The 23,980-nt window shown below is 62.5% G+C and carries 22 protein-coding genes and 1 tRNA gene; 16 read left to right on the top strand and 7 right to left on the bottom strand.

Annotated features, from left to right (window positions below; all coding sequences use genetic code 11):
- Nucleotides 1-206 precede the first annotated feature (206 nt).
- The 3 genes from HFC70_RS21565 to HFC70_RS21575 are packed head-to-tail and all read left to right on the top strand — an operon-like array spanning nucleotide 207 to nucleotide 3,347.
- A complete protein-coding gene (locus tag HFC70_RS21565; protein WP_168475385.1) occupies nucleotides 207-884 on the top strand; it encodes a response regulator transcription factor in 678 nt (225 codons plus the stop codon).
- The gene (locus HFC70_RS21570; protein WP_168475353.1) at nucleotides 871-2,262 is read left to right on the top strand and encodes a sensor histidine kinase; all 1,392 of its coding nucleotides are present in this window, start codon (nucleotides 871-873) and stop codon (nucleotides 2,260-2,262) included. Before HFC70_RS21565 ends, HFC70_RS21570 begins: the two co-directional genes overlap by 14 nt.
- Nucleotides 2,259-3,347, top strand: coding sequence for an ABC transporter substrate-binding protein (locus HFC70_RS21575; RefSeq protein WP_168475354.1), 1,089 nt, complete (start codon nucleotides 2,259-2,261; stop codon nucleotides 3,345-3,347). Before HFC70_RS21570 ends, HFC70_RS21575 begins: the two co-directional genes overlap by 4 nt.
- A gap of 72 nt (nucleotides 3,348-3,419) precedes the next feature.
- On the opposite strand, the gene HFC70_RS21580 is transcribed toward HFC70_RS21575, so the two are convergent.
- The gene (locus HFC70_RS21580) at nucleotides 3,420-6,434 is read right to left on the bottom strand and encodes a calcium-binding protein (protein WP_246735898.1); all 3,015 of its coding nucleotides are present in this window, start codon (nucleotides 6,432-6,434) and stop codon (nucleotides 3,420-3,422) included.
- Between the two features lie 492 nt (nucleotides 6,435-6,926).
- On the opposite strand from HFC70_RS21580, the gene HFC70_RS21585 reads away from it, so the two are divergent.
- Genes HFC70_RS21585 through HFC70_RS21595 form a run of 3 tightly spaced genes read left to right on the top strand, consistent with a single transcriptional unit; the run spans nucleotide 6,927 to nucleotide 10,578 of the window.
- Nucleotides 6,927-7,433: a molybdopterin-dependent oxidoreductase gene (locus HFC70_RS21585; RefSeq protein WP_168475355.1), complete on the top strand. Its 507-nt coding sequence runs from the start codon at nucleotides 6,927-6,929 to the stop codon at nucleotides 7,431-7,433.
- Nucleotides 7,430-9,544, top strand: coding sequence for an ATP-binding protein (locus tag HFC70_RS21590; protein WP_168475356.1), 2,115 nt, complete (start codon nucleotides 7,430-7,432; stop codon nucleotides 9,542-9,544). Before HFC70_RS21585 ends, HFC70_RS21590 begins: the two co-directional genes overlap by 4 nt.
- Nucleotides 9,541-10,578: a response regulator gene (locus tag HFC70_RS21595; RefSeq protein WP_168475357.1), complete on the top strand. Its 1,038-nt coding sequence runs from the start codon at nucleotides 9,541-9,543 to the stop codon at nucleotides 10,576-10,578. The genes HFC70_RS21590 and HFC70_RS21595 overlap by 4 nt, the downstream gene beginning before the upstream one ends.
- 47 nt (nucleotides 10,579-10,625) lie before the next feature.
- Here HFC70_RS21595 and HFC70_RS21600 read toward each other — a convergent pair whose 3' ends face one another.
- Together HFC70_RS21600 and HFC70_RS21605 are read right to left on the bottom strand one after the other, a co-directional pair.
- Nucleotides 10,626-11,063, bottom strand: a complete 438-nt coding sequence (locus HFC70_RS21600) for a DUF1489 family protein (protein ID WP_168475358.1) — start codon at nucleotides 11,061-11,063, stop codon at nucleotides 10,626-10,628.
- Between the two features lie 61 nt (nucleotides 11,064-11,124).
- Complete coding sequence (locus HFC70_RS21605) at nucleotides 11,125-12,525, bottom strand: L-serine ammonia-lyase (protein ID WP_168475359.1); 1,401 nt, start codon at nucleotides 12,523-12,525, stop codon at nucleotides 11,125-11,127.
- A gap of 591 nt (nucleotides 12,526-13,116) precedes the next feature.
- On the opposite strand from HFC70_RS21605, the gene HFC70_RS21610 reads away from it, so the two are divergent.
- The 3 genes from HFC70_RS21610 to HFC70_RS21620 all read left to right on the top strand — a co-directional run bounded on the left by HFC70_RS21610 (nucleotide 13,117) and on the right by HFC70_RS21620 (nucleotide 15,352).
- Nucleotides 13,117-13,809 carry a DUF599 domain-containing protein gene (locus tag HFC70_RS21610; RefSeq protein WP_168475360.1) on the top strand — a complete coding sequence of 231 codons (693 nt, stop codon included), beginning with the start codon at nucleotides 13,117-13,119 and terminating at the stop codon, nucleotides 13,807-13,809.
- Nucleotides 13,810-13,894: 85 nt separating this feature from the next.
- Entirely contained in the window at nucleotides 13,895-14,863 is a 969-nt protein-coding gene (locus tag HFC70_RS21615) for a DUF1624 domain-containing protein (protein ID WP_368669775.1), read from the top strand.
- 12 nt (nucleotides 14,864-14,875) lie between these two features.
- On the top strand, nucleotides 14,876-15,352 hold the full coding sequence (locus HFC70_RS21620; protein WP_168475361.1) for an isoprenylcysteine carboxylmethyltransferase family protein: 477 nt from the start codon (nucleotides 14,876-14,878) through the stop codon (nucleotides 15,350-15,352).
- A 30-nt stretch (nucleotides 15,353-15,382) separates the two neighbouring features.
- Here the strand turns inward: HFC70_RS21620 and HFC70_RS21625 are convergent, their stop codons facing one another.
- The gene (locus HFC70_RS21625) at nucleotides 15,383-15,769 is read right to left on the bottom strand and encodes a MerR family DNA-binding transcriptional regulator (RefSeq protein ID WP_168475362.1); all 387 of its coding nucleotides are present in this window, start codon (nucleotides 15,767-15,769) and stop codon (nucleotides 15,383-15,385) included.
- 68 nt (nucleotides 15,770-15,837) lie between these two features.
- On the bottom strand, nucleotides 15,838-17,256 hold the full coding sequence (gene mgtE / locus HFC70_RS21630; protein ID WP_168475363.1) for a magnesium transporter: 1,419 nt from the start codon (nucleotides 17,254-17,256) through the stop codon (nucleotides 15,838-15,840).
- A 227-nt stretch (nucleotides 17,257-17,483) separates the two neighbouring features.
- Between mgtE and HFC70_RS21635 the strand changes: the two genes are divergently transcribed.
- Nucleotides 17,484-17,984 carry a peptide deformylase gene (locus tag HFC70_RS21635; protein WP_168475388.1) on the top strand — a complete coding sequence of 167 codons (501 nt, stop codon included), beginning with the start codon at nucleotides 17,484-17,486 and terminating at the stop codon, nucleotides 17,982-17,984.
- 54 nt (nucleotides 17,985-18,038) lie between these two features.
- On the opposite strand, the gene HFC70_RS21640 is transcribed toward HFC70_RS21635, so the two are convergent.
- A tRNA-Leu gene (locus HFC70_RS21640) sits at nucleotides 18,039-18,123 on the bottom strand.
- 190 nt (nucleotides 18,124-18,313) lie between these two features.
- Between HFC70_RS21640 and lipB the strand changes: the two genes are divergently transcribed.
- Complete coding sequence (gene lipB / locus HFC70_RS21645; RefSeq protein WP_168475364.1) at nucleotides 18,314-19,036, top strand: lipoyl(octanoyl) transferase LipB; 723 nt, start codon at nucleotides 18,314-18,316, stop codon at nucleotides 19,034-19,036.
- Here lipB and HFC70_RS21650 read toward each other — a convergent pair.
- Complete coding sequence (locus HFC70_RS21650) at nucleotides 19,011-19,454, bottom strand: helix-turn-helix domain-containing protein (protein ID WP_168475365.1); 444 nt, start codon at nucleotides 19,452-19,454, stop codon at nucleotides 19,011-19,013. The two genes, lipB and HFC70_RS21650, sit on opposite strands and share 26 nt — an antisense overlap.
- 374 nt (nucleotides 19,455-19,828) lie before the next feature.
- Between HFC70_RS21650 and HFC70_RS21655 the strand changes: the two genes are divergently transcribed.
- From HFC70_RS21655 to HFC70_RS21675, 5 genes are all read left to right on the top strand, one after another.
- Nucleotides 19,829-20,776, top strand: coding sequence for a DMT family transporter (locus tag HFC70_RS21655; protein WP_168475366.1), 948 nt, complete (start codon nucleotides 19,829-19,831; stop codon nucleotides 20,774-20,776).
- A gap of 95 nt (nucleotides 20,777-20,871) precedes the next feature.
- The gene (locus tag HFC70_RS21660) at nucleotides 20,872-21,579 is read left to right on the top strand and encodes a hypothetical protein (RefSeq protein ID WP_168475367.1); all 708 of its coding nucleotides are present in this window, start codon (nucleotides 20,872-20,874) and stop codon (nucleotides 21,577-21,579) included.
- 137 nt (nucleotides 21,580-21,716) lie between these two features.
- Nucleotides 21,717-22,988 carry a hypothetical protein gene (locus tag HFC70_RS21665; protein WP_168475368.1) on the top strand — a complete coding sequence of 424 codons (1,272 nt, stop codon included), beginning with the start codon at nucleotides 21,717-21,719 and terminating at the stop codon, nucleotides 22,986-22,988.
- Between the two features lie 57 nt (nucleotides 22,989-23,045).
- On the top strand, nucleotides 23,046-23,663 hold the full coding sequence (locus HFC70_RS21670) for a GNAT family N-acetyltransferase (protein ID WP_168475369.1): 618 nt from the start codon (nucleotides 23,046-23,048) through the stop codon (nucleotides 23,661-23,663).
- A 103-nt stretch (nucleotides 23,664-23,766) separates the two neighbouring features.
- On the top strand, nucleotides 23,767-23,980 hold a 214-nt coding region (locus HFC70_RS21675; RefSeq protein WP_168475370.1), incomplete at its 3' end, for an alcohol dehydrogenase catalytic domain-containing protein.

The raw sequence follows: 23,980 nt of genomic DNA on the forward strand, positions 1-23,980 counted from the left end.
ACAAAGCATATGGTTCGTCGCCGCTGGCGCTGCCATCGAAGAAAATGCCATAGGCACCGGAGATCAATCCGGCATTGGTGACGACAGCCGGATCTCGCACCGGCCAGGCACTCCGGCCCGGCCGGTTGGGCAAAGACCGTGCCGGCCGGACGAATGCCGGCGGCGAAGCGCTTGATCGCCGTCATCTTCCGTGTCACCTTCCGGCCATGCGCATATTGCTGGTGGAAGATACTCACGATGTCGGCGAGGCGATCTGCCGCCGCTTCGAAACAATCGGGCACACGGTCGACTGGGAGACGGACGGCCGCGCGGCGTCGGAGATTCTGGGTTTCACCGACTATGATCTCGTCATTCTCGATGTCATGCTGCCGGGAATGGACGGGTTCGAAATCCTCAGGCGCCTGCGCCAGGCCCGCAACACCGTGCCGGTTCTGGTGCTGACCGCGCGCTCGGAAATCGACGACCGGGTCGGGGCACTCGATCTTGGCGCCGATGATTACCTGGTAAAGCCCTTCGATTTCCGCGAGTTGGAGGCCCGCGCCCGGGTGTTGATGCGCCGCCGCGCCGGCGGCGAGGCGACCAATATCATTGCCTGCGGCGACGTCACCCTCGATCGCGCCAACCGTAATGTGCGGGTCGGCAAGCGCGAGGTGACGTTGAAGCGCCGCGAGATGACTCTGCTCGAGATCCTCGCCTCGAGGCCCGGCCGCGTCTTCAGCAAGGAAGAACTTCTCGACCAGCTGTTCGGTTTCGAAGAGGCCGCCGGACCCAATGCCATCGAGCTCTATGTCGGTCGGCTGCGCAAGAAACTCGAAGGTGCCAAGGCGCGCATCGTCACGGTGCGCGGCATCGGCTATCAACTGGTGTCCGATGCAACGCCGTGAAGCCTCGCTTTTCTCGCGACTGGTTCTGCGCATGGCGCTGGTGCTGGCGCTGGGGGCCGCCGTGCTGATGAGCGGCGCCTGGTTCTATGCCCGCACCGCCGCCGACGATGCCTATGACCGCCTGCTGCTGGGTGCCGCATTCCAGATGCGGGAGAGCCTCGTGGTGGACAACGGCCGGCTTGCCGTCAACCTGCCATCCTCGGCATTCGAGCTCCTGGGACTGGCCGGCCGTGACCGGATCTTCTACCGGGTCGTCGATCCCTCCGGCTTGACGCTGACCGGCTATGACGACCTGCAGGTCGATATGGATCTGTCCGTTGCCCGCGCCGGCCCGGTCCTGCTGTCGGCCAACTATCGCGGCGTTCCGGTGCGCGTTGCGGCCACCGGCCGGGCGCTGTCCGATCCGGCCTTGTCCGGTTGGGCCTATGTGATCATCGCCCAGACGACGGAAGCGAGGCAAGCGCTGGCCTCCGAGCTGACCACCCGCGCCTCGATCCTGGTGGCGGCGATGAGTGCGCTGGCGATGATCGGCACGATATTAGCCGTGCGCTATTCACTGAGGCCGGTGGCGGAACTCGGTCGGGCTTTGCGGCAACGCGAGCCCCATGACCTGACGCCGCTCACCGTGGCTGTGCCGCGCGAGCTGTCGCCCTTCGTCTCGTCGATCAATCATTTCATGCACCGGCTCGACGAAAGGGTAAAATTGCTGCAGCGCTATATCGCCGACAGCGCCCACCAGATCCGCACCCCGCTGACCGCCCTCTCGGCACAGGTCAGCCTGATCGACGAGGAACGCCTGACACCGGAGGATCGACGCCATCTGGCGCGGGTGCGCAACCGCACCGCCGAGCTTGCCCGCTTCACCAACCAGCTCCTGAACCATGCGATGGTGATCCATCGCTTCGATTCGGCGCAACTGCTCCCCCTGAGCCTCACCTCCGTCACCCGCAAGGCCTACCGTGCCGCGATCCCGATCACCATCGATCCGGATATCATCGTCTCCTTCGAGGCGCCGGATGAGGACGTGATCGTGCTCGGTGACATGCTCAGCCTGCGCGAGGCGATCGTCAACGTCATCGACAATTCGCTGCGCCACGGCACCCTGTCGCGCCTGGAAGTCAGAGTGTCGAGCGACGGTGCCTTCGGCCGGGTCGAAGTGGAGGATGACGGCCCCGGCATTCCGCCGGGCGATTGGGATCATGTCACGAAACGGTTCGTCTCGTCCAAGTCAGGCGAAGGCAGTTCCGGTCTCGGCTTTGCGATCGCTTCCGAAGTGGCGACCGTGCTCGGCGGAGCCCTGACGTTTCGCGAAAAGACCCAGACCCGGAGTTTTGCGGTCGTGCTGGAACTTCCGCTCCATCAGGAGGATAAATCATGAAAGTGCCGGCTCTGACGGCATCGCTCGCCCTGCTTGGCCTGTCATGGGCGTGCCCTGTGCTGGCGGTTGAAGGCGAGCAGGCCTTCCTGCCGGCATTGCAGGCCGAAACGGAAAGACTGACCATTCACGGCGTCACGGATTTCAATGCCATACGGCCGATCCTCCTCGATTTTCAGGAGACGGCGCCGAACGTTGCGGTCATCTTTGTCGACTACGTGAGCAACGATCTGTTTCGTGAATCGGAACTCGCCTGCCGCGAGGGACGCCCCCACGGCGACATCCTGCTATCGTCCTCCGTCGACCAATTGGTGAAGCTTGCCAATGACGGCTGCGCTTCTCCGCATCATTCCGTGGAGGCTCAGAAGGTGCCGGACTGGGCCAATTGGCGTGAAGAGGTCTATGGTTTCGCTTTCGAGCCTGCGGTTTTCGTCTATGACGGCGCCCGCGTTCCGCCGGAAGACGTGCCGCGCACCCACGACGCGCTGGCCGACCTGCTGCGCCGCAAGCCGGACCTCTATCGCGGCCGTATCGGCACCTACGATATCCAGGCCTCCGGTGTCGGTTATCTCCTGGCTTTCAACGATGCCCGCCAGGCGCCGACCGTCTATGGCCGGTTGATCGAGAGCCTCAGTCGGTCGGACACCGTCATTCGCTGCTGCAACAGTGAAGTGCTGGGCGAAATCGCCAGCGGCAACGTGCGCATCGCCTATAATATTCTCGGCTCCTACGCCTATGCAGCGTCGCGCCTCAATCCCAATCTCAAGATCGTCATACCCCGCGACTACACGCTGATCCTGTCGCGCGGCGCACTCATTCCGGCCCAGAGTGCCAATCGCGAGCTGGCCGAGCGCTTTCTCGATTATCTTCTGTCTGATCGCGGTCAGGCCGTTGCCCGCGAGAAATCGTTCTTCTTCTCGGAAAACGGTCCCCTGCCGCCCGGCGTCGACGGCCCGGCAGCCTTGATGGATTCCGGCATCGGCCGCCCGATCCGCATCGGCCCTGCCCTGCTGGCCGCCCAGGACGAAATCCAGCGGCAGCGGTTCATCGACGACTGGATGAGCCTGATCGCCCATCCGCAGCCATGACCGTCCAAAATGCAAAAACGGCATCCGGGAGCCAACCCCCGGATGCCGCCCTACGGCTTCGAAGTGGGGTTCTCAGCCGAAGAGGAAGTCGCTGGCGGAAAGCGTCGACACGCCCTGCAGCGTGACGATCAGTTCCGCGTCGTATTCGTTGCCGCTGCCATCGGCATCGAACCACAGGCGCCCGTTGGATTTCTCGAACAGGAACTGCGGTTTGGAGCCGGTAGCGGCATCCGGATCGGTGACGTTGATCAGATTGATACCGTCATTCGCGCCGATGCCGAAATCGACCCGGTCGATGACCAGCTTGTCCGATCCGCGGGTAAAGTCGGTGATCTGGTCGCCGGTGCCGATGCCGTCGGAGGCAAACACGAAACGGTCATTGCCAAGGCCACCCTGCAGCAGATCGCCGCCGGCGCCGCCTTCGAGGATGTCGTTGCCGGCGCGGCCGTCGAGAATGTCGTCCGCGCCGCCGCCCTGGAAGACTTCATTGCCGCTGGTGCCGCGAATGACATCGTCAGCCGTGCTGCCGACCACGATCTCGACATTGCTAACCGTCAGCCCCTTCGCCATGCCGGCATTCTTGGTGTTGTCGGCGAGGTCGAGCACAACGGACATGTTCGAGCTGAATGCGAAGACGAGGGTATCTGTGCCGGCGCCGCCGTCAAAAAGATCGACACCCTGCTCGTCCTTGCGAGCCAGAACATCGTTGCCGTCCTCGCCATAAAGCTTGTCGTTTCCGGCACCATCTTCGAGTCGGTCGTTGCCGCCGCGACCGCGCAGCAGGTCGCTGCCGGCATTGCCCTCAAGGACGTCGGCGAGGTTGCTGGCGTTGACAGCGTCATTTCCTTTGGTTCCGTCGAACTCCAGGCTTTCCATCGCAGAGAATTGGGTTGTGCCATTGACGTTCACCGTTGCGTTCGAGAAGACGAAATTGACCCCTGTCGTCTCAGCCGTCAGATCCACATAGACCCGGTCGCTATTGCCGCCGCCGTTGGCGACATCGCCGACATTGATATGCAGGTGATCGTCGCCATTGCCGCCCGCCAGACTGTCGCGGGACGTATCCTTGACGTTGCCGCTGGCCCAGATCACGTCATTGCCGTCGCCGCCGTCGATATTGTCCGTGCCTTGACCGCCGATCAGCAGGTCGTTGCCGCCAAGGCCCTTCAGCACGTCGTTCCCGGCGCCGCCATCGAGCCAGTCGGCCAGATTGCCCGCCGTCAGCCGGTCATTGCCGGAGCCCGTCTCGATCCGCACCTGTTCGATGTTCTTCAGAATCGTATCGCCATTGACCAGGGTGGCATTGGCGGACAGCACGAAGGTGATGTCCTTGGTCGACTTGGCGCGGATCACCGTCGCATAGTCCGTACCGGTGCCGCCGTCCACGTTGAAGACGCCGTTGATCATCCCGCCGTTTCTGGAGTTCAGGTTGACGCTATCGTTGCCGGAACCCAGCGTAATGGTATTCTTGAATGTGCCGCTGGAGATGTCGACATACACCATGTCGCCGGTATCGCCGGAATTGATGGTGTTGGCTCCACCATTGTCGTAGATGGTATCGAGACCGGCGCCGCCGCTGATATTGTCGTTGCCAAGGCCGCCGTCGAACGTATCGTGGCCCGCGGTCCCGGTCAGCCGGTCGTCGCCCGCCCCCGACGTGAACGAGACGCCTTTCGCCGTGCCGCCTGACAGAATGTCGTTGCCGCTGCCGGAGGACACCGTGAAATACTCGCCGTCGGTGATCACCGTCTTGTCCGAAAGGGTCGCCTTGGTGCCGGAGACCGAGAACGTCAGAGCGGAGGTCGCCTTGTTGCGATCGATATAGACGGTATCGGTCCCCGAACCCGCCCTGACGGTTTCGGCCACCCCATCACCGGTGAAGATGATGTCGTTTCCGGTACCGCCGTCGAGGACATCATTGCCGGTGCCGCCGTAAAGCGTGTCGTCACCCGCCCCGCCGGTCAGCTGGTCGTTGCCCCCCTCGCCATTGAGCACGTCGTTATAGTTCCAGCCGGTGAAATTGTCGGCGCCGGCGCTGCCGTTGATCGTGTAGGATTCGATGTTGACGATGGTCGAGCCGTCCGACAGCGTCTTGACCACGTTCGAGGCCGCTGCGGCGAATGTGCCCTGGGCCGAATACATGACGATGCGGTCGATGCCGGAGCCGCCGTCGATGACATCCTTGCCTTCCTTCATCGTGATCACCAGGTCATCGTTGCCGGCACCGCCGGACAGTTGGTCGATGCCCAGGCCGCCCTGCAGTCGGTCGTTGCCATTGCCGCCGGAAAGGACATCATCGTCCTCGCCACCGCTCAGGCTGTCATCGCCGTCTTCCCCGTAGAGAGTGTCGTTGCCGCGCTCCCCGGTCACGCTGTCATTGCCGGCACCGGCGTAGACCCGGTCCTTGCCATCACCGGCCGAAAGATAGTCTCCGCCGTAACCACCCTTCAGCAGGTCGTCGCCGACATCGGCGGTGATGAAGTCAGATCCATTGCCGCCGTCGAGATTATCGTTGCCCGTGCCCCCCATGATGAAGTCCTGGCCGACGCCACCGTTCAGCTGGTCATTGCCGCCATTGCCGATCAGCTGGTCGTCCCAGCGGCCGCCGGTCACCTGGTCATTGAACTCGGTGCCGGTCAGCCAGTACTGTTCGACATTGAGCACCGTCATGCCGGCCACGGTCTTCTGCACCAGCGGATCGGAGACGGCAAAGTTGATGCCCGCATTGTTGTCCCCGAAATCGATCATCAGCGTATCGAAGCCAAGGCCGCCATCGAGCTTGTCGCCACTGAATTCCGCCAGGTCGCCTGCGCCGATCCGGTCATCGCCCATGCCGGCGGAGATCGTGTCCTTGCCAAGCCCGCCATAGATGAAGTCGTCACCGGATCCGCCCAGCACGGTGTCGTCACCGCCGCCCGCCATGATCGTGTCGGATTGATAGCCGCCCTGCAGGTTGTTGATACCGTCGCCGCCGTAGAGGCCATCGCCGCTAAAGCCGCCGATCAGCGTATCGGTGCCCGTCATGTCGAAGAGCGTATCGATCCCGTCTGTCCCGGTCTGCGTCGCAAGTGTCGTGAACTTCTTCATTTCCATTCCTTCCCGTCGTGAGATCGACGGCCCGATTGATCAAGGGCCCCTGTCGATCGCATCACGCTCATGTTGCTCCAGTGCCGTCCCAGAACCTACGCGCCGCCGGTGCGGTAGCCCGGACTGGACAGTGGCCAGATCCGGACACGTCAACTTGATCGCGGTCCGCTTCGATCGAGCGCACCGGCAGGCGCGACGCGTCATGCCTCGGGAGGCAGACCGGGATTAATCGGCCCGCTCGCCATCCGCCCCCTGCAATCAAAGGGGGGCATTCAAATTTCTGGGTGTTATCGGAATTGTAAAACGGCGCCATGCTTGACCGATGACGCAACGGCAAAGACAATCGCAATATTGAAGCGAGACAATTGGGGAACAAGAATGGCCGAGTATTGTAACTTTCAGAAGCGAATGGACGAATACTCGAAAACACTCGCCTTAGATGCGGCACTCCCCATGACCGCAAGGCGGCGAAGCAGGTGGGCTCACCTGCCGATGCTGGCCTTGCTCACCATTCTGTCCGCTTTTGCACCCGTCGCGGCACCCGCCTCCGCCGCCGATCTGCCGGAGCCGACAGGAAAGGTCGTGCTCGAGATCAGCGGAGAGATCGCCAATACCAATCGCGACGGCGTCGCTGTCTTCGATTCCGCCATGCTGGACGCGCTCGGCCGGCACGTGGTGACAACCTCTACCGTATGGACCGAACGCGGGCCCCATCAATTCGAAGGGGTGCTGATGCGCGATGTGCTGAAAGCCGTCGGCGCGACCAAGGCAACCACCGTCAAGGCAAAAGCGCTCAACGACTACCAGGTTGAGATCCCGGTTGCCGATTTCCAGCGCTACGACGTCATCCTGGCCAGCAGCCTGGACGGCAAGATGCTGACGGCGCGCGACAAGGGTCCGCTCTGGATCGTCTATCCCCGGGACGACCACGGCGAGCTTGCCGATGAGCGGATGGACCAGCGCTGGGTCTGGCAGCTCAATCGCCTGGAGCTGCGATGAGCCGCCTGCCGGGAGATCGACGGGAAATCCTGGCGACCGGCATCGCTATCGCCACATTCACGGCTCTGCTGGTTCTCAGCCTGTTCGAACTGGTGGAGACCCAGCGCACCCTCGTGGCCGGCAATGACGAGAACCGCTTGTGGACAATCGTCCAGGCACAATCCGAACTTCAAAAACTGGTCATCGCCACGGCAACCGAACAGGACGTCGAAACCCGGCAGTTACGCTTCGATATTGCCATCAGCCGCTTCGACCTGCTGCAATGGGGCAGCGTCGCCCGCCGATTGCCGCCCGAGGGGATTCCGGTGGTCGAAAAGGCGCGAGCCGATCTGATGTCGCTTGAGGCCGATATCGCGGTGCCGGGAGCCGATATCGGAGACCGCGCCAATGCGCTCCTGTCGCCGAGCATTGAGGCTTTGCGCGATCTGGCCAATGCCGTGATGGTTCAGGAGAACAATCGCTCCGGCGCCCGCCGGGAGATGTTCCGCAATGGCGTCGTCCGGGTGATCATTTTCACCTTCGGCGTCATGGCAAGCGGCCTCTTCCTCATCACCCGACTGCTGTCGAGCCTGCAGAAGCTTACCAATGCCGACGAAAAGCTGCGCAAGGAAAAGGATTTTCTGCAGCTTCTCATCGAAGCCAGCGGCGATGGCATCGTCGCCTTCGACAAGGACTTCAACTGTACGCACTGGAATTCCGGCAATGCGCTGATTTACGGCAAGGCCGCCGAAGAGGTGATCGGCCGCAACCTGTTCGACGTCTTTCCGTTCCCGGACGATCACGACGTGTCGATCATGCTGCACAAGACGGTCAACGGCGAATCGCAGCGCATCGCCGAGCATCGCCTGCCCGGGAGCGACCGTTTTCTGGAAAAATACGGATTTCCTGTGCAATCGGACGGCATCGTGATCGGCGGCGTCATCATCACCCGCGATGTCACGCAACGCCACCTTACCCATCTGGAACTCGTCGGCCATCGCACCCGGCTTGAGGAACTGGTGACGGAGCGCACCACGACGCTGAACCAGACCGAACGGCAATTGCGCTCGGCCATCCAGTCTGCCCCGGACGGCTTTGCCGCCTTCGATGCCAGCGGCGCGCTGATCGTCGCCAACGAGCAGGCAAGCCTTCTGGTCAAGGACGAAAAGGCATCGTTCCAGCCGGGCACGCCTTTGTCGCACATCCTTGCCAATGCGGGACTCACCGAACGGCTGCACAGCGGCTCGCCGGTCGAGCCAGGCACCGATGTGCGCATCGAGACGACCGAACTGAAGATCGAGGATGGCTCCTGGCTGCTCGTGACCCTGCGCCAGGCCGCCGACGGCACCAGCGTGCTGCGCTTTGCCGATATCACCGCCTACAAGCGGGCGGCTGAGACGCTGGCCAACGCGCTGGCCCATGAGCAGCATCTGCGGCAATTGCACACCGATTTCGTTTCCATGGTCTCCCATCAGTTCCGCACGCCCCTGGCGATCATCGATTCCGGCGCACAACGCATGGCCCGCCGTTCCGGCGAGATGACGCCGGAGGAGGTCGAGACGCGGACCTCGAAGATCCGCGCCGCCGCCACAAGGCTCGCGGGCCTTGTCCAGGCAACCCTCGATGCGGCCCGCATGGATGCCGGCCAGATGGATTTCCGGCCGCAGGACTGCAATCTGTCCCAGCTGGTGCGCGACGTCTGCGATCGCCAGAACGAGCTCAACCCCAATCGCGCCTTCAACCTCCATCTCGAAAATCTACCGAAAACAATCCATTGCGACCCGATGCTCATGGATCAGGTGATCGAAAACATGATTTCCAATGCGCTCAAGTATTCGCCGGCCGAAACCCAGGTCGACATCTGCGGAACGGTTTTGAGCGGCCAGGCCGCCCTCACCGTCAGCGACCGCGGCGTCGGCATTCCCGCCGATGAAATCCCGAAACTGTTCAACCGGTTCTTCCGCGCCAGCACGGCCACCGGCGTCGAAGGCACCGGCATCGGCCTGCACGTCGCACGCCAGATCGCGCTTCTGCACGGCGGTAACATCACCATCGAATCCGTGGTCGGCAGAGGAACATCCGCCATCCTGACCCTGCCGGTCGACACCCATCCCGTAGAGGTGCTGCAATGAAGCCTGCCGACCGCCAGACGATCATCCTGTGCGTCGAGGACGAAATCGACCTTCGGATGGATATTATCGAGGAGCTTGAGACAGCCGGCTATCTGGCGCTCGGCGCCGGCGACGGCAGCCAGGCGCTGGCCCTGCTCGAAAGCCATCGCCCCGATCTGATCCTCTGCGACATCACCATGCCGGGCATGAACGGCTATGAACTGATGGAGCACATGCGCGCCGAGCGCCCCGATCTGGCCGATGTGCCCTTCGTGTTCCTGACGGCATTGGCCGGCCGCATGGACCTGATCAACGGCATGCGCAGTGGTGCCGACGACTATCTCGTCAAGCCGATCGACTACGACGTGCTGCTCGCAACGCTCAAGGCCCGGCTGTCGCAGGTGCAGCGCATCCAGGACGCCATGGCGCGGACGCTGGAGGACCAGCGCCAGTCGATGACCGACACGCTGCTGGCCGGCGTCCGGGAGACGGTCGATGCCGTCGCCGCCTCGCTCGACCATCTGGCAACCGGCTTCATGGTGCTGGACCAGTCCGGCCAGGTGATCCACGCCAATGCCACGGCAAAGGCAATCACCGAGGATGGCGACGTGCTGCTGCGAACACCGGCCGGGCTTTCCACCGTGTCGCGAACCGCCGCCCGCGATCTACGGGGCGCCTTCGCCGATATCGCCGCCGGCATCAAGGCCGAACACCTGGTCGCCGCGCCGCGAGACTACGGCAATCCGGTTCAAATCCATCTGCGCACCCTGCCGGCCGCAACGAGCGAAGGTCCGGCCATCGCCGCCGTGCTGATCGATCCGGACCGGCGACGGGAACTCTCGGCCGATACCGTGATCAAGACTTACGCGCTGACGCCATCCGAGGCCCGGCTTTGTGTCGCGCTTGCCAACGGCAAGCGGCTGGACGAGATCGGCACCGAGTTCGGCATTGCGCCGACGACCATTGCCTTCCATCTGCAGAATGTCTTCCGCAAGACCCAGACCAATCGCCAGAGCGAACTCGTCTTGCTGCTAAACAGGATTAGCTTTGGATGATAGTACATTGAAATAAAACTAGAATATCGGAATTGATATCGCCAGTCTTAAAGCAGGCCGAGTTCCGCCAGCTCGCGCTTCAGATCCTCGGGCATGGCGCCGAGATCGCTTCCGGCCTCGGACAGATCGCGCGGTGCCGAGGCGGCGTCGAGATAGCGCCAGCCCTGGAACGGCCGTCGCGGCGCCGGCACGGTTTCGATGACTTCAGGGCCGAGGATCAGCTTGCATCGGGATATGCCATCGCCGCCAGTGGAGATCGACAGGTCGAGAAGTTTCTGTCGCGCGGCGACCTGGCCCTTGATGATCCAGTAGAGCGAGCCGCCATCCAGCAGTTCCGCGGCCCGCTTCGGCGCCATGCGGGTGACATGCGAACTGTGGGGTTCCAGACCGGCGGCCATCGCCGTCAGAGATTTCTCGGCGACCCATTCCCGGAGATCGTCGATCGAGTCCGCGCCCACGCAGAGTTTGATGAGATGCAAAGCCATGCCGACTATGTCGGCCGTTTGGCGACCAGGGTCAAGCCTTGGCGCAGACGGTCCACAGGCCTCAGCATTCGACCACGTTGACGGCCAAACCGCCGAGCGAAGTCTCCTTGTATTTCTCGCTCATGTCGTTGCCGGTCTGGCGCATGGTCTCGATACAGGCGTCGAGCGGCACAAAATGCTGGCCGTCGCCCTTGAGCGCCAGAGACGCCGCGGTGACAGCCTTGACCGCGCCCAGCGCATTGCGCTCGATGCAGGGAACCTGCACAAGGCCGCCGACCGGATCGCAGGTCATGCCCAGGTGATGCTCCAGCGCGATCTCGGCCGCATTCTCGATCTGCTCCGGCGAGCCGCCCATGACGGCCGCAAGTCCAGCCGCGGCCATGGCGGCGGCAGACCCAACCTCGCCCTGGCAGCCGACTTCGGCGCCGGAGATCGAGGCATTGTGCTTGATCAGCCCGCCGACCGCGGCAGCCGTCAGCAGGTAATCGCGAATCCCGTCCTGATCGGCATCGGGATGAAAATGCAGGTAATAGCGGATCGTCGCCGGAATGACGCCGGCCGCCCCATTGGTCGGCGCCGTGACGACCCGGCCGCCGCCGGCATTCTCCTCGTTGACCGCCATGGCGTAGACCGACAGCCAGTCATTGGCCAGCAGCGGATTGGCGCGATTGCTGCGCCATTCTTCCTGCAGCTGGTCGTGAATGGAGCGCGCCCGGCGCCTGACGTTGAGGCCGCCCGGCAGGGTGCCGTCATGGCGCAGGCCGCGATCGATGCAGCCGCTCATGGCATCCCAGATGCGGTCGAGGCCGGCATCGAGCGCGTCGGCCGTCATCGTCGCTTCTTCGTTGGCCCGCTTCATCTGCGCGATCGACAGGCCGGACGCCTGCGCCATGTCGAGCATCTGGCGCGCCGTGGCAAAGGGGTAAGGCACCTTGACGGAGGAGGCCGCCTTCTTGTTCTTCTGCATCGCCGCAAGTTCGGTATCCGTCACCACGAACCCGCCACCGATCGAATAATAAACGGTGGTCAGCAACAGCCGCTCGTCGCGGTCGAAGGCCGAGAAACGCATGCCGTTGGCGTGGCCCGGCAAGGGCGTCTTCTTGTCGAAGATCAGGTCTTCGCCCGGGCGGAACCGATAGGCGGGATGGCCGGGCGGACAGACCGTGCCACCTGCGCCGACCGCAGCGACCAAGGCATCCATCTGATCGGGATCGACACGATCCGGCGTGCCGCCGGTCAGGCCGATGATGACGGCCCGGTCGGTGCCGTGGCCGATGCCGGTATAAGCCAGCGAACCATGCAGGCTGACCTTGAGGGAGGCGACGGCAGCGCCGGCCGGGCGCGGCCATTCATCGGACAGGATGAAGTCGAGAAACCGCTTTCCCGCCGACATCGGCCCCATCGTGTGGGAACTCGACGGGCCTACGCCGATCTTGAAGACATCGAAAACCGAAAGAAACATTGAAATCGCGCCTTTGCGTGGAGCCCCTGAGCCGAACTGTCACGCTAAACTATCACAAGATTCGAACCCGGTGGCGCACCGACATTCGCTTTCATCCGTGCGACACACGGGCCGCTGCCAAAAAAGAAAACAGCGCGGCTCTTTCGGGCCACGCTGCCAATCAGGACTGTATCCGTTTCAGATGTCAGATTCTTCCAAAAAGATAGGCAATGGCCAGAATGCCGACAAATCCGATCAAGGCACGCAATGTAACGCCCCAGCAAGACTTCTGGATGCTGTCTTCCATGATATCTCCGATTTTGAACCTTGCGAAAGACCATCCCCCGACCGCCCTTCGCTGACCCTGATCTATTAAAATTCGAGGCTCTTCGCAACTGCAAAAATGGCAGAAAGGTGGCGGCAGGAACATGACAGCCATGTGACAGATGCATGGAACTCTTGCCTTTCAGCAGCTTAACCGGCTTATTTCATCTTCGCGCCGTGTCGAGGGTGCCGTAATTTCGGCCAATGCGTTTCATTTCGTTAAAACAGTTGTCCACAGGCACCGGTGAATCTAAGAATGCCGACATCGCCGCAAGCTCGGATTCGCCCATGACCCTGTTGGACCTCGCCGCTCTCGCGCTGTTTGCCTGCCTCTGGCTGGTGTTTTCCTGGGTCACCGGTGGCGCCCGCATCTTTCCACGCGTCAGCCTCACCCAGGCCATGGCCGCACGGCGACGCGAGTGGTTCCGAAATTCGCTGAAGCGCGATCTCAAGATGATCGACACGCAGATCCTGGCCGGCCTTCAGAACGGTACGGCCTTCTTCGCCTCGACTTCGATCTTTGCCATCGGCGGCTGTTTTGCCATGCTGGGGGCCACCGAACAGGTGGATGCCGTCTTCCGCGACCTGCCCTTCTTCGCGCAAGGCGGCCGGGCCGCCTTCGAACTCAAGGTCTGCGGACTGATCGCCATCTTCGGCTACTCGTTCTTCAAATTCGGCTGGTCCTACCGCCTGTTCAACTATTGCACCATCCTGTTCGGAGCCATGCCGATGATGGACGAGGCGCGCCGCGATCCGGCTGCTGCCGAGCGGGCCGTGGAAACGGTGGTGCAGATGAACATCATCGCCGCAAAGCACTTCAATGCCGGCCTCAGGGCAATCTTTCTGTCGATCGGCTATCTTGGCTGGTTCGTCAGCGCGCCTGTCTTCATGGTTTCGACGCTCTTCGTATTTTTCGTGCTGATCCGCCGGCAGTTCTTTTCCGAAGCCCGCCTGGCCGTCATGCACACCGAAAGGTCATGAAAAGGCCGCGATTGCGCGGTTTGGCGAGAACGCCGTTGATCCGGGCCACTTATCCGAGGCCCGACCAGACCCGATAGGAATCCCCGTGTCCCGTCCCTCGACCTTGCCGACCCTTGCCACGCCCACCCCGCGGATTGGCCTGTTGGATGCGGCCCGCGGGGCGGCGCTGATCGCCATGGCCTCCTACCACTTCACCTGGGATCTGGAATTCTTCGGTTATATCGAGCCGGGCACCGCCACCCATGGCTGGTGGAAACTCTATGCCCGGCTGATTGCCGGCACATTCCTGTTTCTGGCCGGCGCCAGCCTGGCGCTCGCCCATGAGCCCGCTATCCGCTGGCGGCCGTTCGCCAAGCGCTTTGCCATCGTCGCCGGAGCCGCTGCTGCCATTACGGTTGCCACAGCCATTGCCATGCCGCAGGGCATGATCTTCTTCGGCATCCTGCACTGCATTGCCCTGACGAGCCTGCTGGCGCTGCCCTTCCTGCGGCTGCCGATCGTCTTCGCCCTGCTGGCTGCCGGGGTCAGCATCGCCCTGCCTATCTATCTGCGCTCGCCGGTTTTCGACGCGCCGTGGTTCTGGTGGCTTGGCCTGTCGGAAAGCCTGCCGCGCTCCAACGACTACGTGCCGCTGCTGCCCTGGTTCGCGCCCGTGCTGCTGGGGCTTGCCGCCATGCGCTGCGCAAGGCGTTTCGGATGGCTCGAGGCACTGGCGGCCCTGCCCAAGGGGCCGGGCCTGCTGCGCCTTGCCGGGCGTCACAGCCTTCTCGTCTACCTGCTGCACCAGCCGGTGCTGATCACGCTGGTCTATCTCGCCAGCATGGCAGCGCCTCCGCCGCAACCCGATCCGGTCGAAGGCTATATGAGCAGTTGCGAGGCATCCTGCGTGGCGCAAGGCTCCGAAGCGGCTGTCTGTACGCGGTTCTGCAGCTGCACATTGACCGAATTGCAGCAGACGCAACTGCTTGAACCGCTCCAGTCTGGCGCAATCCAGGCAGATCAAGATGAAAGGATATTGAAGATCGCGCGCGAATGCACCGTAGCAAGCCAATGATCGGACATATCAATGAACGCCTATCGCTTGAGGCCGCTGAACTTTCCCTGGCCGCCTTTGCTCTATGGGGCTGCCTTCGTGGCCGCCATTCTGCTTGACCGCCTGGTCGGCCGGGTGCCGGTCACCGTAATGACCGGATCGCTGGCCTGGCTCGCGGGAGGACTGACCGCCGTTTTTGCACTGGCGCTAGATATCTGGGCCGTGCGCACGCTGATGGAATTCCACACCCCCATCATGCCGCACCGCTGCGCATGCCGGCTCGTGACGACAGGCCCCTTCCGGTTCACCCGCAATCCGATCTATCTCGGCTATACCTTGATGATGATCGCCCTTGGCCTGCTGACCGGCAATCCCTGGTTTTTTCTCGCCGCTCCGGCAGCCGCCGTCGCCACGACCCTTTTGGCCATCCGCTGCGAGGAAATGCACCTGCTCGCCCGCTTCGGCATCGATTTCGAACGCTACTGCCGGCGAACCCGGCGCTGGATCTGACCCGACACCGCCGGATCCGTCGAGCCGATCTCAGGTGCCGACACCGATCTCGACCAGGCGGGTCAGGCAGGCTTCCTCGACATTGTCGAGTTCCGTCAGCGTCTCGTCGATATCCTTGCGCTTCTGGCGCAATTCCTCACGCTTCTCGTCGATGCGCTTCATCAACAGCTTCAGCTGGCCGATCTCGCCCGGTGGCTCCTTGTAGACATGGATCACCTCGCGGATTTCTGCTATGGTAAAGCCAATCCGCCGGCCACGCAGGATTTCCTGTATCAGGCGCCGGTCCGCTGCCCTGTAAAGGCGCGTACGACCGCGACGTTCCGGATGAATGAGACCCTCGTCCTCGTAGAAGCGAAGCGTGCGGGTCGACACTCCGAACTCGCGTGTCAATTCTGTAATGCTGAAAAATTTCGTCACAACCGTTCCGATTCCGTATTCGAACGGTCATCATATTGACTGTTACGTAAAAGTCAATTTTTTGCCGATCAACCGGACATGAACCACCACGTGGCAAGTCCCAGGAAGCTGAAGAATCCCGTTGTATCGGTGATCGCCGTCACGAAAACCGCCGAGGAAACCGCCGGATCCGCCCCGGCCCGGTCGAGAAGCAGCGGAATGAGAATGCCGGCCATGGCGGCGGCGAACATGTTGATCATCATCGCCGTCGCGATCAGGCCGCCGATATGATAATCTTGGAACCAGAATCCGGCCACTGTGCCGACCAGGGTTCCGATCAGCATGCCGTTGATCAGTCCGACGCCCGCCTCGCGACGCGCGACGCGCCAGGCGTTGTGGATGTCGAGATTGCGGGTCGCCAAGGCCCGCACGGTCACCGTCATGGTCTGCGATCCGGCATTGCCGCCCATTCCAGCGACGATCGGCATCAGGATCGCCAGAGCGACGACCTCTTCGATGGTCGCCTCGAACATCGAGATGACCGATGCCGATAGGAACGCCGTCACCAGATTGATCAGCAGCCATGGCACGCGCGACCGCGATGTTTCGCGCACGCTGTCCGACAGTTCTTCGTCGCCGACGCCGCCAAGGCGCATCAGGTCTTCCTCGGCCTCTTCCTGGATGACGTCGACCACGTCGTCGATGGTCAGCACCCCGACCAGCCGACCGTTCTCGTCGACGACGGCAGCTGAAAGCAAGTCATATTGCTCGAACACCTGCGCTGCCTCTTCCTGGTCCATCTCGGCCGGGATCGGGTGGTTGGTATCGCGCATGATGGTCTCGATCTTCACCTGTCGCTTGGCGCGCAGGATGCGGTCGAGGTCGATGGTGCCGAGCAGTTTGAACGTCGGGTCGATGACGAAGATCTGCGTAAACGTCTCCGGCAGCCCCTCTTCGTCGCGCATGTAGTCGATCGTCTGGCCGACCGTCCAGAACGGCGGCACGGCGACGAACTCCGTTTGCATGCGTCGTCCGGCCGAACTTTCCGGATAGTCGAGCGCCCGGCGCAGCCGCACTCGCTCGGTAAACGGCAATTGCGCCAGGATCTCTTCCCGGTCGGCGTGGTCGAGGTCTTCGAGAATGTAGACGGCATCGTCCGAATCGAGATCGCCGATCGCCGCGGCGATCTGCGCATTCGACATCTGCTCGACGATCTGCAGGCGGATCGTCTCGTCGACCTCCGTCAGTGCCGTCATGTCGAAATCGTCGCCCAGCAGCCGCACCAGCGCATAACGCTGCTCTGGCTGTATCGATTCGATCAGGTCGCCCATTTCCGATTCGTGCAGCCGCGCCACGCTCTGGCGCAGGAACAGCACATCGCGATCGGCGATCGCCGCCCCAACCATGGCCAGGAAGTCCGAGCGGATAGAACCGTCTTCGCCATAGATGTCGGCCTGACGGTCGTCAGGGGCGGCGCGCAGGCGGATATCATCGCCGATATTGGTCATTTCCGCTCCCGCCTTGATGGATCCGACAGCCGCACGACTGATCGGCCGAACTGGAGAATGGCGCCTGAAAGCCCATTGTCAACAATCCTCTAGCCTCTTTGAATGACGCTATTGCAAATGCCGACACGCCCCTGCTACCCCATTCGCCATGTCAGGTCCAGCAATGGTGGCGCGCAGGCAAGGCAAGATCCATGCCGCAAGGCGATCCACCCTCGAAAGGCATCGCGATGAAGCGCCAGATCGTCTATTTTCCCGATGCGGCCCTGAGCCGCGTCTGTGCCGAAATCGCGACATTCGATCAGACGCTTCGCGATCTCGCCGACGACCTCTACGACACGCTTCGCGCCGCCCCAGGCGTCGGCATCACCGCCGCCCATGTCGGTGTCGGATTGAGACTGGTGGTCCTAGATCTGCCGGAACTTGGCGGACGGCGAACATACGTCAATCCGGAGGTCACCTGGCATTCGCCCGATCTGATGAGCCACAGCGAGGGCAGCATTTCCATGCCGGGTGCCACCGAAACCGTGACCCGTCCGGCATCGATCCGGGTGCGGTATCAGGACCTCGATGGACAGCTGATCGAAGAGCGGATGGAAGCCTTTGCGGCCATCTGCATGCAGCACGAGGTGGATCAGCTCGACGGAATGTTCTGGCTGAAGCGTCTGTCGAAGTTGAAGCGCGACCGGCTGGTGCGCAAATGGCAAAAGTCGCAGCGGCAGGACGACTGACAGGAAGCAAACAAAGCGCCAAGAAACGAAAAAACCCGCCGAAGCGGGTTTATCTGGTGCGGTCGAGAAGACTCGAACTTCCACGGGTTGCCCCACAGCGACCTCAACGCTGCGCGTCTACCAATTCCGCCACGACCGCATCGTGGTAGATGCCGAACTGCTCCGGCGGGGCTGCATGTAGCAAAAGCGATTGGGGTGCACAAGGCCACCGTGACAGATTTTTGATAATTCGCCGGCAAGCTGTTTTGCCCACCGTGAACACGCCGCAAACCGGCGCTCTTGAAGTGTCTCGCCTTTCTTGCCAATTAGGGGCAAAGGAAGCCATGACCATGCTGCGCACCGATATTCAGACCGAAATGCTGCCCCTGCCCGGCTCGCCTCCAGTCCGGTGGCGAATCTCCGAAGGCCTTGTCCCCTACGATTCAGCCGTGGCGGAGATGGAGGCGGAAGTGGCCGCCATTGCCGAGGGTCGCGCCGACGAACTCGTCTGGCTGCTGGAGCATCCGCCGCTCTATACCGGCGGCACCAGCGCCAAGCCGTCCGGGCTGATCGACCTTGACCGCTTTCCGGTGTTTGCGACCGGCCGCGGCGGTGAATACACCTATCATGGTCCCGGCCAGCGCATCGCCTATGTGATGCTCGACCTCAAGCGCCGACGCCCTGATGTGCGCGCCTATGTGGCAGCCCTTGAAGACGTCATCATCCGCACGCTCGACCTGATGAATGTGCGCGGCGAGCGGCGCGAGGATCGGGTCGGGGTCTGGGTCCGCCGCCCCGAAAAGCCCTTGCTACCCGATGGCAGCATGGCCGAGGACAAGATCGCCGCCCTCGGCATTCGCCTGCGCCGCTGGGTCAGCTTCCACGGCCTGTCGCTCAATGTCGATCCTGATCTCAGCCATTACGGCGGCATCGTGCCGTGCGGCATCTCGGCATACGGCGTCACCAGCCTCGTCGATCTCGGATTGCCGGTCATGATGGCCGATCTCGACATGCGACTGAGGGAGGCCTTCGAGCAGGTTTTCGGCGCTACAACGGACGCGCCGGCGGCGTGATGGTCAAGCCCGGGCCGATCCAGGCCTCGTTGCCGCGCTCGGTTTCGAATCGATCGATCTGCTTGGCCAGCGACATCATCAGCCGTCCGGTCTCCTGATGCAGCTCGTTGAGGCGCAGCAGCTGGTGGCGCATGGCCTCGACCGGCAATTGCCCGTCGTTCTCCACCGGCCCCTCGCCATTGCCGGTCATCAGCCACATCGGCGAGACGCCGAGAATGCCGGCGAGATTCAGCAGCCGTGACGGCCGCGGCTCGGAGCGATCGGCTTCCCAGGAATGCAGCGTCTCATGCTTGACGCCGAGCCGGTTAGCCAAGGTTTTCAGGTCGATGCCGGCCGCGTCGCGCGCCGCCGACAGGCGTCCGCCAAGCGTATCGTCGCTGGCATCCGGAATAAGGGCGCTGTTATGTCGTAGAGCCATCATGCTCTCCTCTGCTTGGCGCTTGATCTTCCTCCGACGACAATCACCGGATCGCAAGGCGCATAGCGTTGATGATCGATCGGGACGGAGAAGCAATGGCGCTTCAGACGGTTCCGGAATGTTCCGGCCGATCATGCGGCAGGTGGCCATCATAGGGACATGGAGCCAGACGGGCCACCCCGAAAGCGCCGAAAACGACGCGTTCATGCGACCTACGATGAAAAGTCCGGCAGGATTGCAGGCGCATGGGCAGCAAATGCCCACGAAATAATCAGCACAAAGCATAGCCAGAATGGCAGTCGAGGCATTGGCCAACGGTCCTTGAACTGCGTCGAACCACGTGCTTGATAGCGTTTTCACGAGAGCCCGACTCGATGTCCGACCGCCAGCAGACCACCTCCCCCCACCCCACGGCCTCAAATCCGCTACGTGGCATGGCGCTGATGGCGGGATGCATGCTTGTTCTGCCTGGTATGGATGCCATCGCCAAATATATGGCGAATGTCGAAGGCATGTCGCCGGGCCAGATCACCTTCTACCGTTTCTTCTTTCAGCTGGTCTGCACCTTACCGGTCCTGGTCCTGCTGCAGGGGCGGCAGGCCTTCTCCGCCCGCCGGCCAGGGCTCAATCTCCTGCGCGGCGCACTGCATGGGGCGGCCAGCCTGATGTTTTTCGCTGCCGTCAAATACATGCCGCTAGCCGACGTCTTTGCCATCTATTTCGTCGAACCCTTCATCCTGACGGCACTGTCGGCGCTTTTCCTCGGCGATCGGGTCGGCTGGCGACGCTGGCTGGCAATCCTGGTCGGCTTCGGCGGCGCGATGATCGTCATCCAGCCCAGCTATGCCATCTTCGGCTGGACGGCGCTGCTGCCGGTCGCCTGCGCTTTCCTGTTCGCGCTTTACATGTTCCTCAACCGGGCGCTTGGCGAAGCCGACACGCCGATGACCATGCAGACCATGGCCGGCCTCGGCGGTACGGCCTTCATGGGACTGGCGCTGATCGCCGGCACCAGCCTTGGCAGCGGCGATTTCGAAATGTCGCTGCCGGCGTCAAGCCTTGGCCTGGCACTGCTGCTGCTGCTCGGGTCTATCTCGGGCTATATCCATCTGCTGGTGGTACGGGCCTTCCGCATGGCGCCGCTGTCAGTACTGGCCCCGTTCCAGTATTTCGAGATCATCGCCGCCACGGTGCTGGGTTACGCCCTGTTCGGCGACTTTCCGACCCTGTCGAAATGGTCGGGCATCCTGATCATCGTTGGTTCCGGCCTTTTCATTCTCTGGCGCGAGCAGAACCACGTCAGAAGCGTAAAAGGCGATTGAATTCGCGAAGGATTTGCCAACCGCGTTCCTTGTCGAAATCGCAATATTTGTACCCTAGAAAAAATCCCAGTTTCATGATGAAACGGGGATAAAAGATGAGCGAATTCCGTCTCTCTTTTCCGGCATGTGTTATCGCCGGGAAAAGCAGGCTCAGCGCCGACGACGTCATACTTCTGCGCAAATATACCTTTCCGGATGGCATCCAGACTTCGGTCGACGTCGTGACCATGCTGGCGCTCAACAATTCCTGTCCCGAGAAATGCGAGGAGTGGTCGACCTTCTTCGTCGAGACCCTCACTCACTACATCGTGCATCACTGCTATCCCCAGGGCACGCTGGACGACATCAATGCCGACTGGATCAGGCTGATGTTCACCACCGACGGTGTCATCAATTCGCCATCGGAACTGGAGCTGGTCCTGCATATCATCGAGGTTGCCGCCCATGTTCCGGCCAGCCTGTCGGTGCTGGCGCTCGACCAGCTGCGCCTGGCGCTGAGCAACGGCATGGGCGCCTATCATCTCGTCCGCGGACACAGCGGCGCACGCGTGATGCCGGGCGACCTCGACTATGTGCTTCGCGTGCTGCGGGGCAGCTGCGGCCCGGCCATCTCCTATCTCACCCCCGAGCAGGCCGACGCCATCCAGCGCATCGACCGCGCCGCCGTTCACGGCAGCAGCCATCCGGACTGGCACGCTTTCATGGCGTCGCTTGGAACGCGGGCATGTCGGCCGATCGAAAGCAACCGGTCGAGATGGCTGCGGGTCTCGGATGAATTCCTGCTGGACGAAGCCGCGGCTTGAACCGGTATCGGGCCAGGCCGCCTGCCGGCCGAACTCTTGATTTTTGCTAAAATGCAACGTCGTACGGAAACCTTCCCGTCAGCCGGTCCTGCTAAGCTTGGCCCAGCAGAAACCGGCTTTGTCCGGAAGGGATGGGAATGCAGACGATTGCCCCGGCGCTATTGTTGCTCGCGATCAATATCGGCTTGCTCTGGCTGCTGATGGCCGCTCCGCTTGGCCGGCGGACCATTTCGCTGACCCGCACCATGCGAACCAGTCCAAGCGACCTGTGGAATGCTATCCGGCCGGCCGGCGCTGTCGCGGCCTGGCACCCCTCGGTGACGGCCGAGCGCATGCCGAACCCCTCTGCCTCCCGGCTGGAGCAATCGCTGCGTCAACCGGACCGTCACGGACAGCCGATCGTGCGGACGCTAGCCGTCGACATCGAGGAGAGGCCCGAAGGCGGCCTCTACCGGATCAATGCGCGGGTGGTGGCCGACAGCAGCCTCGACATGGCCTTCTGGGCGGAGTTTCGCGATCACCGGACCGTGACGCCGGCCGGCCGCGACGCCTGCCTGACGGTCGCGCAGACCGATCACTATCGCGGTGCCGCCTTCTACCTCTATCGCTATCTGATGCTCTACCGCGAGATCGGCGCCCTGGAGCGTTTTCTGGCAAGCGGCAAGCGAGCAAGCCCCGGCTGGCTGGAACACCCTCTGGTCACGGTTCTGCTGGCTGTCGTCTCGACCCTGATGCTCTGGCCGTTTTTCGGGCTGACGCGCAACGGGCTGATGATCTCGACCATGCTCACCGTCGTCATCATCCTGCACGAACTCGGTCATATGACCGCCTACCGCGCCTTCGGCCACCGCAGCGCCCGCATGATCTTCGTGCCGCTGCTGGGCGGCGTCGCCATTGGCGGGCGTCCCTATAACAGCCTCTTCGAGGTCGCAACCTGTGCTTTGATGGGTCCCGGCATCTCCGCCTTCCTCGTGCCGATCCTGATTGCCGCCGAGCAATCGGTCGGCGTCAGCCTGCTACCGCAGGCCGTCGACGGCCCCCTCCTCGTCTTCCTGCTCATTCTCGGTGCCTTCAATCTGCTCAATCTGCTGCCGATGTCGCGCTTCGATGGCGGACAGATCCTGCGCCAGATCTTTCCCAGCCGCGGCGCTCTTGCGGCGGGCAGTTTCGGCATCACCGCAGCGATCCTGTGGACCGGATGGCGAATCGGCGTGCCGACCATGGCCCTGCTGGCGGCCCTGTCGGTCTTCACGTTGATGAGCCTAATGGCAGCCGTCAGCATCAAGCCGCGCGACACGCTGATCGAGATGACGCCGCCTGAGCGGTTGATGGCCGGCTTCGGCCTCTATGCGGCGGTATCGATCCATGCCTATGCGGTGATCTATGCCTGCGAACGGCTGCTTGGCTGACGATGGCGCGATGTCCATGGCTTGACAGGCGGGCTTCGCGACGTTTCAACATCGGTCATGGAAAATCTCAATCCCAAGCTCCCGTCCGGCTACTCGCCGGTCCCGCCCGGCAAGATCGCCAATGTCGAAACACGTCTGGAGATGCTGGCGAGACCCGCTGCGAAAGTGCCGCAACCGCCAGCCGGCGCCCTTTCGCTGCAGCGCTGGCATTCTCCTTCCATCGCTGACTATCGGGAGCTGTTCCGCGCCGTCGGCCAGGACTGGCTGTGGACATCAAGGCTTGTCATGGCCGACGAGAAGCTCGCCGCGATCCTCTCCGAGCCGCGCGTTGAGATATACCGATTGATGGACGATAACAAGGCGATCGGCCTGCTGGAGCTGGACTTCCGGCAGGCTGAGCAATGCGAACTGGCCTTTTTCGGGCTGGTGTCCGATGCCATCGGCAAGGGCGCGGGACGCTTGATGATGAGCCATGCGATCGATCTCGCCTGGAGCCGGCCGATCCGGCGTTTCTGGGTCCATACCTGCACCCATGATTCCCAGGCGGCCTTGCCGTTTTACTGCCGCTCCGGTTTCACCCCCTATGCCACGCTGGTCGAAGTCGACGACGATCCCCGCCTGACCGGTGTCGTCCCCCGTCACCTCGCACCGCATGTGCCTTTGATCGAGCCCTGACCATCCATGCCGGATTGCGACATCAGCTGGCCGTTTCCGGGTTGAGCCGTGACGCCTGACCGTGCAAAAGTCGCCCCAACACATCAATCGAGGAGTAAACACCATGGACGTTCGCGCCGCCGTTGCCGTGCAGGCAGGAAAACCGCTTGAGATCATGACCGTTCAGCTCGAAGGCCCACGCGCCGGCGAAGTGCTGATCGAGGTGAAGGCGACCGGCATCTGCCATACCGATGATTTTACGCTCTCGGGCGCCGATCCGGAAGGCCTGTTCCCGGCCATTCTCGGCCATGAGGGCGCCGGCATCGTTGTCGATATCG

The sequence above is a fragment of the Agrobacterium sp. a22-2 genome, assembly GCF_012276985.1.
Taxonomy (GTDB): domain Bacteria; phylum Pseudomonadota; class Alphaproteobacteria; order Rhizobiales; family Rhizobiaceae; genus Allorhizobium.